Source organism: Legionella bononiensis (assembly GCF_016786215.1).
Classification (GTDB): Bacteria; Pseudomonadota; Gammaproteobacteria; order Legionellales; family Legionellaceae; genus Legionella; species Legionella bononiensis.
The window spans coordinates 93,682-114,099 of the sequence record NZ_JADOBG010000001.1; the positions used below are offsets into that span (position 1 = coordinate 93,682).

Here is a 20,418-nt window from a genome sequence, read left to right on the forward strand (position 1 = left end):
CTGTTTAGGAGTTAATATTTTTAACTTATTAATAATCCCATTTAATTTGTGCCTATTTAAATCATTAGCGATCTAGAGCTTCTGGAGTGTATTTTCCTGACCTGATAAAAATAGATGTTCCAAATTCAATGATTTTAAATGATAATGATTCTCATTTGTATTTATGAGTCATTCATCATTTGCGCAATATGGCAAAATTATTTTTGATAACTGGTATTATCTTATCAGTAATTATGTGCAGTTTTATTACTTTTGCTGATTCAGCAGACCGTCTGTTTGATCATAAAAATTTTACTTATGATGGGCATATATTTTTTAACGCGACAAACTCAGCGGCTCAGGGCGAACGCTACTTATTGAATCAACAATTATCCAATATCAAACTAGGTTCTGAATGGCTTTTGACGGACTGGAATAAAGTGAACGCTTTATTGATTTACAACACAGTACCGACTCCAATTGCGCCGTCACTCTATTTTGAACAACTTTATGACACCTTTGATCTGTATCCCTCCCAACTTTTTTTTGAAACCGGAAAAAAATGGTTGACTTTTGGGCGTTATAGAAATGATTTAATCTACAAACCATTGACCAAGGCACTTGGGCAAACCAATGAAGTAACTACTGTATTGAGTTATGATGATTATGCTTATGCCAATGTTTCGCTTTTCGAGCCATACTCACGAATAAAATCCTCATCATCGCCATTGTATTATAATGTTAATATTGGAGTGCATGATGCACATTTTGATGTAGGTGGAAGCTACCTGCGCTCTTTTGCCGAGACTCAGTTATCTCAATACAATAAAGGGTTTGGCGGGTTTTTATCTCAGCGAATTCGAAGTGATGTACCAGGATTTTCTGGTTACGTCAATCTGCAAAATAACACATGGAGTACCTATCTTACTTATGTGATGGCTCTACGTCCTTTTGATCAAGGAGAATTGAGTTACAATAATAAAGGGGCGCAGCCTAAAGCCTTCAGCGTTCAGAGTGCCAATGATCTTAAAATTAAAAACATCCCTTTTAAAATGATCGGGTTTTATGATTATTCATTTCAGGCGTTGGCATTAAGACTACCTAAAAAACGCGTTGGCGTTGGTTTTTCAGTAATTCCTTATCACTTTTTGAGTGTGCAGTTTCAATATTTCAAGGACTATGGTTATCCAGATAAAGCTACAGCATCAGGATTGAATCGCTTGGTTATTGGGAATTCGGTAAAGGTCAATAATTTTGCATTACAAGCAATAATTCATTTTTAATGATTTATTTGTTGCAAATGAGAATCATTATCATTTATATTGTGCTTAATTCTGATTTTTAATAAGTAGATTCAATGAAAGTAAATAGTACTAGTTCTCAAGAAGTAAATCATCCCGTGCATCGCTTAATCATTGAAAACGGTCTGCATTGTTCCCCAAAAGAACTTGATGAGTTCATCGAAACAGCTTATCAAGACTGTTTTTCCAGATTACAGCATGCTGCGATTAGTGAGCACTTAATTGAGAGTAACACTACTTTATGCTCTATTCATCACTATCTTAATCTGCTTAAAAATCATCAAAAAACACTCAATCCATTGTATCTGTTTAATCGATGGCACGGTTTGGAGCAGGAGCTGGAAGAGAGCATAATAAATCAGGCTTTAGCCCTCGTCTATAAGCATCATTGGCAACAGTCGATAAAAACAGAAGCAAAGAATTACTCTACATTATGGGCCTGGTTAATTGAGCATCATGATCGACAGGAAGTGATGATGTTTTTAGAACAGTGGGGCTGTACAGGCCATCCCTATCATCCAAATTTTCGAGTTAAAAAGGGCTTTAGCTCTAATGAGGTCCTGCACTATTCACCTGAGTTTAACACCCAGGTCAGTATTCATTGGGCCGCCATCCATCGTTCTTTGGCTTTCACCTCAATAGATGAACTAAGCTACCGATTATTGTTCGCTCAACATTTTGCGCAAGAATATCAATATTGGAATCAGGCGCTGCTGTCCATGCACCAGGATCCGGATGATTATTTGCCTTTACCTGTTCATCCCTGGCAATGGAATCATCAATTAAAAACGCTTTGTTCTTCTTTAATTGAGTCCAGGCAATTCGTTATCATCCCTGATATCCAAAAAACCAGACCATCAATGTCATTTCGCACAATGATGCCTTTAGAACATAATAAACCGCATCTGAAATTGGCAGTGGGTGTGCATACGACTTCCGCAATGCGAACCGTATCACCTGCGTCAGTATATAATTCTTCAGTGCTTTCAACATGGCTCAGTGATTTACTGACGCAGCATCAAAACTTTGGTGGTGCTTTATTTATTGCCAGGGATTTAGCCGGGATTAATGTTGCAGATCAATCAATTCCCGCTCAGAATAGAAAGCATGTGGCTATGTTGATACGTGAAAATCCTCTGCAACACACGAAGGAACAGCAGTTCTTGGTCCCTTTGGCCGCATTGTTTGCTTTATCACCCATTAGTCAGGTCCCCTTGTTAATTGAAATAATTCAAAGCAGTACATTAAATCCCAGAGCGTACTTTTCTGAATATTGTCATACCGTTCTAGCGGGACAATTGTATTTATTACTACGTTACGGGATCGCTCTGGAAGCTCATCAACAAAATACGCTCATTATGATTCAAAATAATCGACCTGTAGGGGTGGTAATCAGAGATTTGGGCGGAATAAAAGTTTGTTATCATGAACTGTATCAAGAAACAACGAAACCAGTTTTGCATCCTGAGTCTACGATTACTTGTTCTGAGTTGAACAGTCTGTCTCAAACCTTTATCCACGGAAATCTTTTAAGTAATTTAACTTACTGGATAACTACTTTAAATGCTGCTTATGATTATCCTATCGATCAACTCTGGCTTCAGGTGAGAACCGTATTAAAAGGATTATTAGAGCATTACAGAGGGGATATTCATCCGACTGCCTATCGTTGGCATTATCAGCAATTATTGAGCAGGCCTTGGCAACATAAAAGCCTGTTGACCATGAGACTGAATCAGGATCAGGATGAGCCGAAGTATTTTACTCTGGATAATCCTTTGAGTACGTTCAATGACTAAGTCAGTTCAGGGCACCATTCTATTGGGTCAGTTTTTTATGATATTGGCTTTGGAAATGACTAATCCATTTTTACCTCTGCTCATTGCATCTCAAAGTAATGCGCCTATGGAGCATGTTGTGTTCTACAGCACCTTGTGTTTACTCCTGCCTATGATAGCCAATATTTTAGTAGCGCCTGTCTGGGGTATGGCCGCTGATCGTTATGGGTATAAGCCGATGCTTATGCGTGCTTCCTGGGCTTTGGTAGTGACTCAGGCGAGTATGATCTTTGTTGATTCTGTAACGTGGATATTAGTGATTCGAATCCTGCAGGGTGCATTTGCAGGTTTTATTATCGCCATGCAAACCTATGCGGTAAGTATTTGTGATTGGCAGAGTAAAGGCAGACAGTTGTCCCGATTACAATCAACAAAAGCAATGGCTACAGCGCTTGCTGGTTTTATTGGGGGCGTAGCATTAGCGTTTACCGATTATCAAGGCTTATATGGCGCAGCAAGCCTTATCTGTTTATTTATAACTCTTATGATGCAAATTCGCTTACCTCCTTCAAGTAAAAATAATGTGCGCCAAAGCATACCCAAAGCATCATCGTCTTCAGGTTCCAGGAGTATTTTTTATTTTCTGTGTGTATTAATTTCGTTGACTCAAATTGCCAAGTTTTTACCAGATCCCGGTTTTACTCTCTATTTGAATGGTTATTTTCCTGATAATTTAATGATGATTGGTTTGCTGTACTCAATGCCAGCAGCTGGAATGTTATGTAGTTCGGAATGGTGTGGCCGCCAGTTTGATCGGTGTCGTAATTATCCGGAGCAGGTGAATCTGTTTCTGATTCGTTACAGTGTGTTGGGCCTGTCCCTGATGTTGCTGCAGGCTTTTACAAGCAATTTCGCTATTTTTGTTGTGCTTCGAATACTCTGGGGCGTTGTCCTCGCTGCTTTATTACCAGCGTTGTTTGCTTTGTGCTCGGATCGGAATGTACTGCCTGGTTATGCTTTGGGAATAGCCAATTCATTTGCCAAAACAGGCAACCTTATTGGATTGTTATTGGGAGGATTGTTAGCTGGCTGTATTTCCTATCCGTTAATTTTTCTGGTCATTGCTGCACTGTATGGGCTTTTTGCTGTTTTGGTACTGGCATATCACGTGATGTATCCTATAAAAATCAAGGATGTATCTCATTTATACGGTGATGCGACATCATGAAAAAGAGTGCTTTATTAATGGTATTATTGACCTGGTTTCTTGGAAATATGGACATTCATTTTCTTACTCCATCCTTGCCAGCATTGGCAGATTATTTCTCGGTAGGAGCCAATATCGCGCAACTGACTGTTAGCCTGTTTCTCTTGGGGAAAGCACTGAGTATGGTTTTGTGGGGGCTTGTCTCCGATTATTACGGCAGAAAACCGGTATTGATTGGCGGATTGATATTGTTTATTTGCAGTAACTTTATCGCCTCATTCAGTGATTCAATTTATCTTCTTTTTATATGCCGTTTTTTTCAAGGTGTAGGTGTCGGAGCAACCTTGTTAATGGGGAGGGCTATGATTAATGATACTCAGAATGAGCAAAATGCCACTCGATATTTTGCTTGGTTATTTACCTTGGCAGGTGTATTTATATGTTTTCTTCCTTTGTTTGGGGGTCTAATAAACACGTACTGGAATTGGCGAGTCGCTCTGTTATTCATTGCTGCTTATGGCTTGTTATTATTACCCTTAAGTGGGCGATTAGTCGAAACAAAACCTCACAATTTATTGCCTCCGGGATTGAAAAAGAGCCTGCTATCCGTTTTTAGTCATCCCGTTTTTGTCAGCTATTTAGTGATCTCAGCTTTGATGATGGCTGGAGAATCTGCATTTAATACCAGCGCTTCTTTTATACTAATCAAAGGAGCTCAATTTACCAGTACGGAATATGGAGCTATTAAAACGACTATGGCCATTATGCATCTATTAGGTACGGCATGCTGTGGTCTATTGGTCAGTTATTATCATAGTGTGCAGTTGACCACCCTGGGCGTCCGTCTATTTGCTTTATCTGCATGTTTCATGTGGTTATTTTCACTCAGTTCAGAGAATATAATACTCAGTTTCGTTATTCCTATGATGGCCTATTATTTTGGTACAGGATTTATCGTAGCCTCAGCTGCTGCATCAGTTGTTCGACCATTTCCCCAGCACATGGCTATGGCTTTGGCGCTCACCTTGTTTTGTCAATTTAACTGCTCTGCGTTATTCAGCTTTATAACGAGTGTGATGGGAATTGAGCGAGTAGATTCGTTTCTGATGTTGCTCAGTTTAATTAGTGTTCTGAGTTTGATGTCCTTGCGACGCCTTAAATTGATGACTCCTCGCGAAGGATTCGTTCTGAATTAATGGCGATTCATTATACTCGGATTTATTTACTAAATTGGCTGTTCATTTCAGAATTTAATGACTCCAGATCCGAATCAAATTGATCCAGTTTTTTAGCCGAATCGGTTTTTATGGCTTCTTTCTTATCAAAAAAAGTACCTTTAAATCCATTGGGTGCTGTACATTGTATCGCTAATGCTGGTAGAACAGTTAATGCTGAAATGACCCCTAAAATTGCTCTGATGAATACAGGGAAATTATGCCAGCCACGGTGTTGAGCCAGTATTGGTCTGGCATTCTGAAGTGCTTGTTTGCACTTTTCATGAAATCTTTTAAATGATTCTGCTGTAATTTCATAATTAAAAAACTGGTTTCTTGCCTTGTTTAATTTAATGTTCAGTTTGTAAAGTGTCTGGCATAACTCATCATTGCCACCGCTTTTTTGGACAAGTTGCATTGTTTTTACTTGCAGTTGTTCTAGTTTGGCATTAAATTGTTCCTGATAGGGAAGTACTTGCTCACGCAGATTGTTTTGTTCTAATTGGTGTTGCGCACGAATTAAATCTTCATCACTAAAATCCTTTTTTAAATCTGGGCGATGTTTGAATACAAGGTTAATTAAATTCAAATCCCCGTGCTCTATCGCCTGAGTAATATGATTTTTGGTAAAATGCTCTCTGTAAGCTGGATTGGTTATAAGTTGATGTTCCAATTGTTGATAGTAATTAGCAAACAGTGTTTTAAACATTGCTGCCTTTTGGGGATCTTTTGTACTTAAGTGTTCAGCCCATTGACGAGCAGATCTGCCTCCAAAAGGTATTTCTCCCGTTTCATAAATATAATTTAGTGGAACAACCGTTCTGGAATGAATATTGGCGCCTGCGGTCATTAAAAAAGCAGCTGCTTCAATCTGTCCAGTTCTGCATGCCCAAAGAAAGGCTGTTTGTTTCATGTTATCTTCATGTTCAAGCAATTCCGGTCTGTGCAAGAGAATGAGTTTGATCAGTTGTAAATCGCCACTCTGGACGGCCTTAATCAAATCTGCCCCTTCAATATATTGGGCAAATTCAGGATTTTTTTTGAAGAACAGTTGAATTATCTTTGTAGGTATGGGGCTTTGTTTTAGAGCAGGAGTAATGGCTTTATAGGAGCACTTTAAATTGCTGTGTTCAATTAATAGTTCAGTCTGCGCGTATTTTTTATTGGTGATCGTTTCGGTTAAAAGTTGTATTGACTGGTTGTTTGAAAGCTCGTGAATCAGGTTCGTTAAGGTATTTTGTTCTAATTCATCCTTCAAAGTTTTATCGAGTAATATCCTGACTTCTTTAAATGCGACAGAGCGTTGCATGTAGGCGTCACGGTTTTTATAAAAGGTTTCAAAATGTAACGCAGAGGCTTGTTTTTGCTGTTCTGGACTGTTTAGATTACTGTCTTCTGTGATGGGTACCATACTCCAGCAAAGACGCCCACCCATGATCAGGTAATTTGAATCGTGAACGGTTTCAGCGACACATGCTACACGTAATTCGTCATAATGGTCTGCTTCCAAATGATGAATAGAGATTTCAAAGGTTGCATCAAGGATTGACTGATATTCTTCAGCAGAGAGTTGAAACTCTTTTGACATGATTTTGCTGAATTCTTTTTCATCGGTACATAGAGTGACTATGAGCTTATTTAATTGATACGTATCTTGAATGAGATGGATAAAAGACTTTGCAATTTCTTTATTTTTTAATCTGAGCTCCACGGTACACAGATAGAGAAACGTTTGTAATATGAATAATTGATAGGTTAATTTTTTATCTTCCCGAATTTTTTGTGGATCCAAATGTCTTTCTTCATATTGAGCTACTGCATTCTGGTAAATGGCTTCAAATGATTTTTGCTCGATTTGGGTTGATTCTTTAAGTATGTCCGCATTATTAAAGACTGAATCTACGGCGTTGAGTATTTCATCATCACTCCACTGATTAAAATCATCATCTATTTCGCAGAGATAAGCGAAATTCTCTTCCATGTTTTCAAATACATCAAATGATTGATCTGCCAGGGTGCTGTCTTTTTTTTGCAAGTATTGGTATATTTTTAGAAACAATTCTTTTGGACTTTTATTATCAGATCGGTTTAAATACTCCCGGGTATCGGGTATTTGTGCTATGGCTTTGGGGATAAGCGCACTCCTGTTTTTTTTGACAGGTGCTTTGATTTGGGACAATGCATTAAGATACTCATTGATGTTTACCTTGGGTACTAGTTTTCGGGTTGACAGTTCACCAGGGTTTGTAAGACTCATAATATTAGGTAGATTTAAGGGCCTGGCGCTATCCGGCCTGACTTTAACAATAAATTCTCCTTTGGCAACCAACAGATCTTCCCTGTGCTCAAGGTCAGATTTCATTTCTTCATAACCAGGATTGCCCGTTTGAAAAGTATCGACCTGTTCACATAGTACTTTTAGGTTATCTATTATTGTGAGCAGAAACTTGTGATCTTTGGGTAAGAGTTCGGGATCAGAGCTTAATTGATTCAATTCCTTAATCAAATTGGGGAATTGGATTTTAAATATATTGGAGGTAGATCTTTGTGTTCCTTGGAAGAATTTTCTTCGTTCCAGATCTGCTTTACAGGTATTATCGCCAAATATATGAAGAGCCATTGTTCTATTAGTATCTTTCGATATATTCTCGGTAATTTTTTGCGCACCGGTTAATGGAACAATAATGGTGAGCTCACCTGATTTATCTATGTGTAAAAACGGATATTTTTGAAATATTCGAGATAAATCATCTTTGAAATGAGTCATATCAACCTACCTGAAATTCATATTTGTATATTATAGGTAGGAGAGATTAAGGTAAAATTAAGAACGCCATGTTTTTTTAAGAGACAGTTGTATTATGAATGACACAAAACTTGAACTCTTCCATAAATATGACATTTTTTATTATTAATACAAAGAGATAAAATCTAATTACAGCGCATTTAATTAAAACATAATAATGCGATGCTGATCAGTACAATAACTAATACGGTTATTTTTTTATGCTTATTCGTGCCATTCTCGGATGATCTGATGTTTTCGGCGATATTTTTGTGGTTTTTCATGAGGAACTTAGTCCTTTCAAAGAGGTCTCTTTATTTAATTTTAGCTTATTAATTGCATTTCATACTTAATTCGAGTTGATTAAAAAAATGCTGTAAAGGTCTCACCATTTCAATTCGTTCATACTGTGCACTCAAGAATAGGCCGTTCTATTTGGTCTATAATTAATGCTATCAGATATTCCGATCGATAAGACATAGGACAGGACTTACGATCAACCTCAAGCAGGGATGTAAATGATTACTGTATTGGGATATGAACTACACGATAAAATGAGGCATAATCATAATATCGACACCTATCATGCTTTGAGACTAAAAGATAAGTGTAAGGTATTATTAAAAATTCCTAATAATAACTATACCTCTTCAGAAAATCTGGCCATTTTGCAGCATGAATTTCATTTGTTAAAAACAATTAATGCCCCTCCAATTATTAAAGCCTATGATTTTTTACAAAATACTCCTGCTCCCGTTTTGATTCTTGAACATGTAGAAGGGCAGTTGTTAAGTTCTTATTTAATGGAAAATACCCTGGAAATCGGTGATTTTTTCGATCTGGCATTACAATTGGTTGATATTATCGGTGAGTTGCATCAGAGGAATATTATTCATAAGGAAATACGGCCATCAAATATCATTATAGATACCCAACATTTAACCCTTAAATTAATCGATTTGAGCGCTTCTACTAAATTATCTGAAGAATCATTTGATTATTCGAACTTGGATAAATTTGTAGAGGGACTCGCCTATATTTCTCCTGAACAAACCGGACGAATTAATCGACCAGTAGATTATCGAACAGATTTTTATTCGCTTGGTGTCACATTCTATGAAATGCTGACGAATCAATTGCCATTTCAAACCAGCAACAGCCAGGAGTTAATTGAAAGCCATATCACTAAAAAACCACTATCTGTATTGGCTGTCCGGCGAAATATACCCAAAATGCTGGCAGCAATTATTGATAAATTATTGGAAAAAATGCCAGAAGATCGATATTCAAGTTTTATAGGCATAAAGTCAGATATTGTGGATTGTTATAAACAGTGGGTGGTGAAACGAAATGTCACAGAATACGCGCTAGGAACTAAAGACATCAGAGATCATTTGAGTATCTCGCGCAATTTATACGGTCGTGAACACGAAGTAAAACAATTAATTGATGCCTTTAAAAGGGTAAGTCAGGCTACTTCTGAAATCATATTGATTGCCGGTTATTCAGGCATAGGAAAAACTTCTATAGTCAGGGAAGTATATAAGCCAATAATAGAGCACCGTGGATATTTCATACAGGGTAAATATGATCAGTTACGAAGGAGTATGCCTTACAGCGCCATTGTAACAGCGTTTCAAAATCTGGTTAAGCAGGTTTTAGCAGAACAAGAGGGAACACTCGAAATATTAAAAAATCAATTGTTGCATTCATTGGGAAACATTGGTCAGGTTGTAATCGATGTCATTCCTGAGGTGGAATTGATTATTGGTGAACAACCTGCCGTACCTCAGTTAAATCCTGTAGATGCACAAACCCGGTTTAATCTGGCGTTTCAAAATTTTGTGCGTGTGTTTGCAAAAGTCGAACATCCACTAGTGATTTTTCTTGATGATTTACAATGGGCGGATAATTCATCTCTTGGTTTTATAGAAAATTTATTACAAGATAGAGAAACTCAATATTTGTTGATTATCGGGGCTTATCGGGATAATGAAATTAATGCGAATCATCCCCTGCAACTCAGTTTAAATCATTTAAGCACGAGCCATGTGCCGTTCACCACATTAACATTGCAGCCATTAAATTTAAGAAATGTTCAACAATTATTACAGGATGCATTAGCTGGTTCATCTGAACGAATTCAGAGTCTGGCTGAATGCGTTTATGAAAAAACACAAGGCAATCCTTTTTTTATCAATGAATTTTTAAAGCTTATCTATCAGCAGCATTTGCTTACTTTTTCTTATGATCAGGGTATTTGGGAGTGGAATTTAGAAGAGATCAAACATCAAAGTGCAGATGATAATGTAATTAATCTGATAACAGCCAAAATTCATCTGCTTTCAAAACCCAGTCAGGACACTTTAAAATTAGCTTCCTGTTTTGGTCATCAATTTGATTTAAAAACGCTCCTTATTACAAATGGTCAATCTGCCAGTAATACTGCCGAACAATTGTGGCAGGCAATCAATGCCAATTTAATCATTCCTCTGGAAGAATCATATAAAACACTGGGCTTGGTAGGGTTAAATGAAACAGTTTCGGATTTGGATCTTGGTAATTTACATTATCGATTTGCCCATGACCGAATTCAACAGGCAGCATATGACTTCATTGAACCACAGGATAGGCCTGCCATTCATTTAAAAATAGGTCGATTGTTATTAAAACAAAAACCGTTGGAAGAGCATGATGAACGTCTATTCAGTGTGCTGAAACATTTTAACCAAAGCATCACTTTAGTTGAAGATATTGAAGAACGACATGCATTGGCTAAATATAATTTTTGGGCAGGTCAAAAAGCGAAAATGGAATCGGCATATGATGCGGCAAATGAGCATTTATCCGCAGGTGTTGAATTTTTGGAGCCGGTTAATTGGAGTAAAAAGTACACTCTGACTTTTCAGTTGTATAAGGAGTGTGCTGTTTGCAAATATCTGCTCGGTGACTTTATAACTGCTGATCTTTATTTTTCCGAGCTTTTAAATCATTCAAGATGCGCGACAGACAGTCTTGAAGTATATCGATTGAAAATAGAAATGTTCTCTATTTTAGGCAAACATACTGAGGCCTTGCAGATGGGTTTGACGGCATTACGTCAATTCAATATTAAAATTCCTGAGAAACCGAACGTACTGCACATATTAATTGCTATTTATAAAATTAAATTCCAGTTAAGACATACTAAAATTGAGGAACTCTATTTACCGCCAATGAGTGATTTACAACAAAAAGCAATTGTCGATTTAATTACCCAATTATTAAATAGCGCGTTTATCATCAATCAAAAACTCTTTGTTGTTTTAACCTGTAAAAATATCAGCCTGAGTCTGAAATACGGATATACCGAAAGTACTTCGATGTCTATTCCTGTTTATGCATTTATTATCATGCATTCACTTAATTTATATGATGAAGCTATATCTTTTGTTCGTTTATACGACCGTTTGAAGCAGGAGTATGGTGCATCGGATTTTGAAGGAAAAAATCAGTTTATCTTAGGTACCTTTATAGAGCCTTATCAAACCTCGTTTGAACAGTGTACTAGTACAGTCAATAAAGCCTTCAGATTATGTTGTGATGTAGGTGATTTGGTTTACAGCAATTACAGTAAATTATTGTTGGTTCTTCATTCCCTATCGGCTGGTAATCATTTGGAAGAAGTAAAAAAGAATATTGGTTCGGCTTTGTTGTTTATGAATCGAGTTAAAATTTCAGATTTTATCACAGTGGCAAAATTTTGGGAGTATTCCGTGCAATGCCTGGAAGATTCCGAACTTGCCACAATCGATAAATCTGTTTTATTTGAAGAAGAAATAAAACATGGAAAGAGTAAAACGGAGTTAAGCTTTTTTTATAGTACATTGACGCGCATGAATTTTTTATTGGGTAAATATGAAGATGCAGTTCAATCGGGTGAACAGCATGAGGTTTATGCTGAATACGATAAGGGCTTAGTCAGTCATTTAGATGGGAAATTCTTTTTTGCTCTTGCTCTTTTTTCTTATTTTCCAAACTTGCCAAAAACTCAGAGTAAATTCTATTTAAAAAAATTAAAACGATTGGCACTTTTTATTGATAAATATGCCTCCTGGTGTCCTGATAATTATAAAATTTATTCACTGCTTATGGCGAGTGAATTAGCTCGTTTGGATAATCATGAGGAAAAATCTCTTGCACTTTATGAAGAGTCAATAAAATTGGCTCTTTCCCGTGGACTGATTCTGATTGCAGCGATAGCCAGTGAACGGGCTGCTATTCATTGTCTTGATATTAAGATCGATAGAGTGGCCAAATTTTATTTGCGAAATGCACATCGATATTATAAAGACTGGGGGGCTTTAACCAAAGTCAAGTTGTTGGAGGAAGCTTATCCAACCTTATTACTTAATTATTACAGTTCGAGCTATGAATCCGTTGTATCGAATGCTCCTTATCCTCTCGCATCTACAAAAAGCCTGGATATGTTGGCCATTTTAAAATTCTCCCGGTTAATCTCCGGTGAAATTCGCCTGGATCACCTATTACAAAAACTTTTGGTCATCGTATTGGAGTTAACTGCTGCTGAACGTTGTGTTATTTTAACGAAAGTTGAAGAGCAATGGATTGTTGAAGCAGAAGGAAATCTGGTGCACCAGACCGTCTTTCTTAATGGTCTGGTAGCTGCTGATACACCACAGGTTTATCCAAAATCAATCCTGAATTATGTTGATCGAACGCAACAACCCATTATTTTAAAGGATGCTTCTCAATCAGAACTATCCAGTCAGGATGTCTATGTAATCGAAAAAAATCCTAAAGCCCTTTTAATGATGCCGTTATTTTACAAAGGCCAATGTTCCAGAATACTCTATCTGGAACATATGAACATGAGTAGTGCATTTACACTCGAGCATCTGAACAGTTTGCATTTATTAATGACTCAAACCATGACCTCACTTGAAAATGGCAGGATTTTCTATGAAGTGACCCATGATCTGTTAACAGGACTTGCCAATCGCAATATGTTGTATGAACTCTTCCAAATCACGGTAAAACAAATTGCTCGTACTCAAGGCACGGTGGCTTTAATTCTTCTTGATGTCGATCATTTTAAATCCATTAATGAGGATTTAGGACAGGATGTGGGGGATAAGTTATTGATTCATTTAGCCTCTAAATTGACAGCGAATTTACGTCGAGGTGATATTTTAGCACGTATAGGCGGGGATGAATTTGTGGTCATGCTTGCCAATGTACCGTCAACTGCTCTGCTTGTTTCTATTGTTGAACGGTTGATAAAGGAAGTGATAATGCCGGTTCAAATCAAAGATCATGTGATTCATTTGTCAGTAAACGTTGGAGTCAGCATGTATCCACATAACGGTAATGACATTCAAACTTTGATTAAATTAGCTGAATTAGCATTGAATCAAATTAAGGCAGAAGGAACAAATCGATTCAAAATCCATTCTTCAAATCGTTATGATGAATTGAATCAAAACCCAAGTGATACTGCAGAATAGGGGGCAATTGTTATTGCATTTTTATTGTTTCAGTCACATTGAATTCAATCAAGCGAGTTCATAATTTATATAAGGAAATCATCATGATTAAGCCAGGACAGTTTTGTTGGAATGAATTAGCGACATCCAATTTGACGCTAGCCAAGAATTTTTATCATCGAGTATTTGACTGGGAATTTAGAGAGGTTGATGCAGGCACTATGACCTATACCATTGTTACCTCAAAAGAAACGGACATCGCGGGAATTTGGCAAATACCTAATGAAATGCGGGAACAAATTCCACCTCATTGGATGTCTTATATTCTGGTTGATGATATTAAAAAGTCTCTGGAGTCTGCAATTCATCATGGGGCTAAAGAAATAAAAGAAATTACTCCCGTTGGCGAGATGGGCAAATTGGCGGTGATCGCTGATCCTACGGGAGCCTATGTGGCTTTATGGGAAACAGCTAAAGAATAAGTAAAACAGACTATAACATCTTGAATAGGGGCCTGAATTGATAATGATATTGATTTATGAAATTGTAGAAACTCGAGATTAATTGAAATCTCGAGTTAAATTTTAGTTTATGCGGCCGGGCTAACTGTAGAATTTTCATAATTTGGATCTATGGTTGGAGAAGTATCTCCTATAATCTGAGCTGTCGGTGCTGTTTCGGTAACAGGAACACTAAACAGTGGTTTGTGCACTTGAGGTTCTGTGATAGTTCGTAATTGATCATCATTGGCGCTGGTACTTTTTGAGGTATTATTTTTTTTTAAAGCATCTGCTGCATTACTTCCAGTAAATGTATGAACGTCGACTGCTGTAAAACCATAACTTACGTCATGATTGCCATGATGGTGATGATGCTCACCCTCCTCAAAAGCGCGAACAAATTTATGTCCCGTTTTTTTAGCAAAAAATACTGTTCCATAACCACACCCACCAGCTCCAACTCCAGTGACAAATGCCAAGGGAATTCCAACGCCAGTCATGGCGAGACCACAGGTTGCTGTTGCCAAAATAAGTGTTCCTATACCTGCTCCAGCAGTTAAAGTGCAGTAACCTAAGCCTTGAGTAAATTTTAATGTACGTTTTGCTATATTGGGCATGCCGTAAATCCTTTTGAAGATTATTTTTTGCAGTACTGAATTGAATGAGTAATGCTCAGAATATTTTTACATCATGTAAAAACAAGAATCATGGTAGCAATTTCAATTTTTTGAGTGAACGCTTAAAAATTAATAGTGGTTATATGAAATGTTAATGACCTGGTTGGTTATTGAACAGAAGAGAAATGAGGCAATTCCTTCTAGGTTCAGTAATGATACTCGATCTCTGGATCCCGCGAACAGGTCGCGGGACGTTGAGAATAAATTGATGAATTGTCAACACACCCTAATGTTGATGGCGCGAATATTTTTTAAGGACTTAAAGTTTAAAATTATATTCCTGATCGTGATCGGGTTCAGCCTCTTGCTTTATCTCAGACAGTTTTGTCTTAAAATCGCCGGAACTGTAAGCAGTATCTACGGCGTTTTCCTGAATGAACTGCTTATTCTGAAGGATCTGTGCTTCCTCGCTCACCTCACTGAGCTGGTTCCATATTCCATCGAGTGATTGAGATACCTCCTCGCTGCTAATGGTTCCTTCTCCTAATGCGATTCCATGTTCATTAATCCATTGTTCCATTTCCGCAAGCTTGGGTTCCAGAGCTTCCTGAATGTCAGAATCCAATGATTCAAGCTGCTTTCGCAACATGAGTACATGGTTACTCAAAAACATTAACTGATAATTGGTTTGCATCTCTAGTGACGTCATTTCCAAAGCTTCTTCATGTACCTTCTGTAAGTCAACTACCGGGCTTGCATGAAAGTAATGCGTATCCCCTTCTTGTGTGTGGTTTTTCCACTGCATTTGTGTTGGTGGAATTAAAAATTCACGTTCTTGAGGATAGGCCGACAGGGGAGCAATGCATTTTCCTTTCACATCAGTATAGGTAATTGCAATTTTATCCACAAACCGTTCCGCGGGTATTTCTGCTGAGCTGATGAAATTTCGCTCTATGCTGATACCGCCCGACTCGGCGAGATCAATACGCTGTTTAAGTGCTTCTTCGCTATAAACACTTTCATAGCGAAACGATCCAGGTATCGTTACTTCCTGAGCTTTAGCCAGGCCACTAGCACTCATTACTGTATGCAGAATAACATCTCTAATCCATTCTGGCCGATCTTCAAAAGTATAAGTACCTCGGGTGAACGCATTTATATTTTTATAGTAGTCCTGAGTGGTATACAGATTAATAGCCATCATTTCGGCATAATTCAATTCTCGTAGCGCACCTGTTTTATCATTTGCTCTGAATTGTTCTTCACTCGGAAAAACATTTTCTATATCCGGTTTGTATTGAGAGTGATTATAAATGTATTGTTCATATTGTTGAAAATCCGGGAGTTTAAATTCCAGTTGCTCGAAGTTGGCATGAGCAAGGATTTTTGTAAGATCCAGTTGGGTTCCATCGTCAAAAATTATTTGATATTCCCCATCCGAATTTTTAATGTAAAAACGTTCCATACTCAGCAATTTTTGTGTAAGAAACTCTAATTGATAAGTGTAGGTATTTTTGGGTAAAGGGCCGGCAACAGGTAAATACTCTTCAGTTTGATTGCAAATGTGTTTAAACGCATCCACTACATCAGTAACTTTCGCTGCATCAAAAGCAGCCTTAACGCTAACAACTGACCTGTTCTTACGATTAGTACCCATATTGAATACTCATACAAACTGGTAATAATTATAGTTTAGTCTAAATTTAATTTATTTGTTCATTATTTAGCCTGCCATATCAAGCCTTATTGTGTATCATAGCGATAGTGCCGAAGCGGCTTGTTCTGGAACGTTTCGTGCTGCCAGATGTTCTAATTCAGCTTCAAAGATGGCTAGCGGTTGAGGCATTTTGGTTTTGGGAGAGAAAAAACCTAATAATCCCAGGATAAATGATTCAGTGTTAAGGACATGATGAGTCTTCAAACTAGGTCCTGAGATAGCTAGTGTTTCTTTGCATTTTGGATTTTAAAGCCTAATTCAAGGATTTATTGGGTATTGTTCCAATACATATAATCTTGGCTTCAAACCGGTCAGTATTTTGAGCAGATTAGGTTTCTATCAAGAAAAATACCTGTAAGACAATGTCTTTGAAGGACATAGTCTTACAGGTATTTTATAAAAACGAGACTCAGGATTAGATTTCAAAAACTAAAAAACACCCACATAATCCGGACTGTATTTGGGCGTTCAACATGTTTAAAAACCCAATGATACTCCACAGCGCTGACGCTCATCCAATTGCTCAATTACTTTATCAGTATTGAGAACGGCATCGGCTTGAATATAGGTAAAATCAGCAGCATCCTTTAACTCTTGTACGGTGTTTAAAAAAGATATGATCGGTTGATCTAAATCGATTTCCAATTGGGTTATAGCGCGTTGCAAGGTATCAGGATGTTTTTCGCATTGAGAATACATGGATGTAGCAAACAGCATCTGAGAGTCCAGGTCAGCGGTACTTTGATTATTAATAACACCGGAGCGACAATTGGGAAGTACCGGTTCCAATTGGTCCATGATGAAATCGAAGTGTGATGTATTGGTATGAGATACGATTAAAAAGCGAACATCAGGATGTTCACTTAAATAATCACGGAATTGTTCAATTCGATGGAGTGAATTTGCATCGACCTGGGACATCGAGTTAAAGTTCTTTTTAAATTCTGCAAATGTTAGTGATGATGAAAAATGAGTATTGAATTCCTGACAAAGTTCCTCTAGAGATATTTTGGCGAGTCTCAGGCGGGGTAAATAAGGAGTAATCCAGTTCCATACCGTTTCTCCATCGACTTCTTTGTGTTCCTGAGCAAGAGATGTTTGAAAAGAGTCTTTTAATTTTTTTAAATCTGATGAAATAAATTGACCTAAAGAAAAAATTACAGTGATCATAGTTGAGCCTTGTAGTATTTAAAATGGGCAATTATAACAAACTGGTTCGGTTGTTTGCAACCTGGAGTATCTTGTCCGTTTGGATGTCAGGTTTCAGTGAATTACTGTTCTACGTCATCTCGAACAAAGAGAGAGAGCTCCAGAGTTGGGCATACTGCCCCATTCAGGAGATCCTTCACTGCGTTCAGGATGACGTCACTTCGACTTAATTCAAAGAATTACGTCATCCTGAACGCAGTGAAGGATCTCCTGAATGGGGTATTGTGCTTGCATTTGGGGATTCTTTTTCGCGTTCAGGATGACGTCACTTCGACTTAATTCAAAGTATTACGTCATCCCGAATGCAGTGAGGGATCTCCTGAATGGGGTATTGTGCCTGCATTTGGGGATTCTTCGTCGCGTTCAGGATGAGGTCACTTCGACTCAATTCAAAGAATTACGTCATCCCGAATACAATGAGGGATCTCCTGAATGTGGTATTGTGCCTGCATTTGGAGATCCTTCGTTGCGTTCAGGATGATGCCACTTCCTGCTGTATTGAGAAGTTCCCAATGAGTTGAGAACCTGTCAGGATCAATCTGAAGGACGCTGAACTATCCTGATCCTGGTTTATACGGTTTCTATTGGGCGATGTCCCAGCTCATTAAGATGCATGCGAATGTGTTTATAAAAACCGTCCAGTTTCTCATGAGCATTCGTTGAAAATTTTTGATGGAGCACATTACCAAGCATGCCTTCGATTCCGCTTAACAGCATTTCATGTGTACGAAGCGGTGCAGGAAGTTCATTGATTGACTTAAATAAAGTGCCTACGAGATTTTGACCTATATAATTCATGGCAGAGTAATAATCATCATCCGCAATATTGGTACTCGTAAATGATTGATTGGCAGAATTTGCCGCATTCTTTGGGTTTTTGCTTTTTGCAAACGCTTCCAGTTCGGAATAAAGAGCAGCAGATGCGCCTTGTGAAGTGTTTTCTGCTAGCGCCCCAATGCTGGAAATTATGTTAAGCATAAGCGTGCCCATAACTTGAGTGTTATTTTCTGCAAGCTGGGCAATTTTTAATAAAGAATCGGATATGATTTGCCATTGGTCTTTAATCATCATTTCATTCGTTGCGCTCATAGTATTCCTGTTATTCTTTGGTGTTTCACAAAATGGAAGGTCACTTTAATTGAAATGGAAGGTCATTTCAAGGATGGGTTTTTGACGAAGTTCTTTTGTTTGGTCTTATAGGTCTTGATTCCTTAAGTTACGAGAACAGTTAAGGATCTGGATATTTGGGGCTAAAAATGCCATAGTTTTAAATTAATCGATGAATTGAATTGATCTCAATTACAGTATTGCTAAAGGATTAGAATGCCCAGTTCTGCGTTACCCCTGTTCTTTCAACATCTTGTTACTAATCAAGAGGCCGCATCAACATTTTTTGCGGAAAATACCCCTACAGCACGGATGAAACAGACCAATATTTTAAGATATTGGGTTGCTCATCCTGAATTGGATAATAAAGCTCAATTTTTGCTACCTCTGTTAGAAAATAAATTATCAACGCAACTGAATCTTGCCTATCGTTATTATGTCTTGCTTCTCTTAAATCGTACATTTTATCTTAGTCTGGAAGAGCCAACGTGCCTTAAAGAACATTTTGATTCGGCTTTTTGTTACAACTTTTTATCATGCCCTGATGTGTATTATATATTAGCAACAATGGTACAAACACAGTCAGCAAACAGTTTGATCGAAGAAGCACTTCATCGTATATCGGATACCCCAACTGTTAAATCTTTGATAGAAGAAACTGTATTGTTCCTTCTGGATGAAGAATACATACCTCCAATGAGTGTTACAACCGCTCTTATTGTGTTGTCAGCTTTTCTACATCAACTCACCATGGAGCAGCAAAACCAATTCTTTCAGTTTATTTGGCAGAGGTTATTTGAGCACATGCAAAGCAGAAATGAACAATTTGTTCTGCTAAGATGTTTATACGAGTTATGTTCTACCGTTTCAGAGGCAACGATTGAAGAACGCGCCCAGATCGATTTCAAGTTTTTGCTTGATACAAATAACAAATTAATGATAAGACGCCTGGAGTTCCTTGAACTATTAATCATAAACAATGAGAATTTTCGCGGCGTGAAATTGAATGAGTTTATTGCCAGGTCTTTCGAGAGTCTGCCCCGTTTGAATCAAGAAGATCAACGAGTTCTTTCCAGTTCTTTAAGACAACTTAAACCATTATTAACGCATTCTGATTACGAAAAACAATATCAGGAACTTCCAGACTACCCTAAATATAACAGAGGGCAATATTCTTTACATGGAAATTCCTATGCCAGAAATCAATTATTTTCTTATAGCAATAAAGAAAAAGAAATTTTAGATACTTATTTAACAACTGATCCGGTAGACATGGCTGAATGTTTTAGTGAAGGTTTATTAACCGAAACCGTAGCATTTTATCTCTATAAACTTCATGCCCATGAGGTATCAAAACAAACACATACTCGCACCGCAGAATACAATTTAAATTGCCAATAGCAAGAGGCAGTGACTGAAAAGAGACTATTCGGTAATTTCTATTTCATTATATCGAAGTGCCGGCATAGCTCCAGCATCATGAGCTATACTTGAGATTATTACTCTATTAATATCATT

The 20,418-nt window shown here is 37.6% G+C and carries 14 protein-coding genes; 8 read left to right on the top strand and 6 right to left on the bottom strand.

All coding sequences use genetic code 11. The annotated features are described in order from the left end of the window. The first annotated feature begins 188 nt into the window (after positions 1–188). From IZU94_RS00455 to IZU94_RS00470, 4 genes are all read left to right on the top strand, one after another. Complete coding sequence (locus IZU94_RS00455) at positions 189–1,262, top strand: LbtU family siderophore porin (RefSeq protein ID WP_238400266.1); 1,074 nt, start codon at positions 189–191, stop codon at positions 1,260–1,262. Positions 1,263–1,336: 74 nt separating this feature from the next. After that, a complete protein-coding gene (locus tag IZU94_RS00460) occupies positions 1,337–3,079 on the top strand; it encodes an IucA/IucC family protein (RefSeq protein WP_203107312.1) in 1,743 nt (580 codons plus the stop codon). Next, entirely contained in the window at positions 3,072–4,286 is a 1,215-nt protein-coding gene (locus IZU94_RS00465) for an MFS transporter (protein WP_203107314.1), read from the top strand. Before IZU94_RS00460 ends, IZU94_RS00465 begins: the two co-directional genes overlap by 8 nt. Further along, positions 4,283–5,461 (top strand): MFS transporter, encoded by a 1,179-nt coding sequence (locus tag IZU94_RS00470; protein ID WP_203107316.1) that lies wholly within the window; start codon positions 4,283–4,285, stop codon positions 5,459–5,461. The genes IZU94_RS00465 and IZU94_RS00470 overlap by 4 nt, the downstream gene beginning before the upstream one ends. Positions 5,462–5,483: 22 nt before the next feature. Here the strand turns inward: IZU94_RS00470 and ankF are convergent, their stop codons facing one another. Further along, entirely contained in the window at positions 5,484–8,246 is a 2,763-nt protein-coding gene (gene ankF, locus IZU94_RS00475; RefSeq protein ID WP_203107318.1) for a Dot/Icm T4SS effector AnkF/LegA14/Ceg31, read from the bottom strand. Between the two features lie 536 nt (positions 8,247–8,782). Between ankF and IZU94_RS00480 the strand changes: the two genes are divergently transcribed. Both IZU94_RS00480 and IZU94_RS00485 read left to right on the top strand, forming a co-directional pair. Further along, positions 8,783–13,771, top strand: coding sequence for a diguanylate cyclase domain-containing protein (locus IZU94_RS00480; protein WP_203107320.1), 4,989 nt, complete (start codon positions 8,783–8,785; stop codon positions 13,769–13,771). A gap of 83 nt (positions 13,772–13,854) precedes the next feature. After that, positions 13,855–14,232, top strand: coding sequence for a VOC family protein (locus IZU94_RS00485; protein ID WP_203107322.1), 378 nt, complete (start codon positions 13,855–13,857; stop codon positions 14,230–14,232). Between the two features lie 107 nt (positions 14,233–14,339). Here the strand turns inward: IZU94_RS00485 and IZU94_RS00490 are convergent, their stop codons facing one another. The 4 genes from IZU94_RS00490 to IZU94_RS00505 form a co-directional block, all read right to left on the bottom strand. Continuing rightward, positions 14,340–14,867 (bottom strand): hypothetical protein, encoded by a 528-nt coding sequence (locus IZU94_RS00490; protein ID WP_203107324.1) that lies wholly within the window; start codon positions 14,865–14,867, stop codon positions 14,340–14,342. 319 nt (positions 14,868–15,186) lie between these two features. Further along, positions 15,187–16,524: a hypothetical protein gene (locus IZU94_RS00495; protein ID WP_203107326.1), complete on the bottom strand. Its 1,338-nt coding sequence runs from the start codon at positions 16,522–16,524 to the stop codon at positions 15,187–15,189. A 96-nt stretch (positions 16,525–16,620) separates the two neighbouring features. Further along, positions 16,621–16,788 carry a hypothetical protein gene (locus IZU94_RS00500; protein ID WP_203107328.1) on the bottom strand — a complete coding sequence of 56 codons (168 nt, stop codon included), beginning with the start codon at positions 16,786–16,788 and terminating at the stop codon, positions 16,621–16,623. 273 nt (positions 16,789–17,061) lie between these two features. Then, on the bottom strand, positions 17,062–17,754 hold the full coding sequence (locus tag IZU94_RS00505) for a hypothetical protein (protein WP_203107330.1): 693 nt from the start codon (positions 17,752–17,754) through the stop codon (positions 17,062–17,064). A 253-nt stretch (positions 17,755–18,007) separates the two neighbouring features. Here IZU94_RS00505 and IZU94_RS00510 point away from each other — a divergent pair, with 253 nt between their 5' ends. Further along, on the top strand, positions 18,008–18,274 hold the full coding sequence (locus IZU94_RS00510; RefSeq protein WP_203107332.1) for a hypothetical protein: 267 nt from the start codon (positions 18,008–18,010) through the stop codon (positions 18,272–18,274). 89 nt (positions 18,275–18,363) lie between these two features. On the opposite strand, the gene IZU94_RS18065 is transcribed toward IZU94_RS00510, so the two are convergent. Further along, complete coding sequence (locus IZU94_RS18065) at positions 18,364–18,882, bottom strand: hypothetical protein (RefSeq protein WP_238400267.1); 519 nt, start codon at positions 18,880–18,882, stop codon at positions 18,364–18,366. A 234-nt stretch (positions 18,883–19,116) separates the two neighbouring features. On the opposite strand from IZU94_RS18065, the gene IZU94_RS00520 reads away from it, so the two are divergent. Further along, a complete protein-coding gene (locus IZU94_RS00520) occupies positions 19,117–20,301 on the top strand; it encodes a hypothetical protein (protein ID WP_203107334.1) in 1,185 nt (394 codons plus the stop codon). The last annotated feature ends 117 nt before the right edge of the window (positions 20,302–20,418 follow it).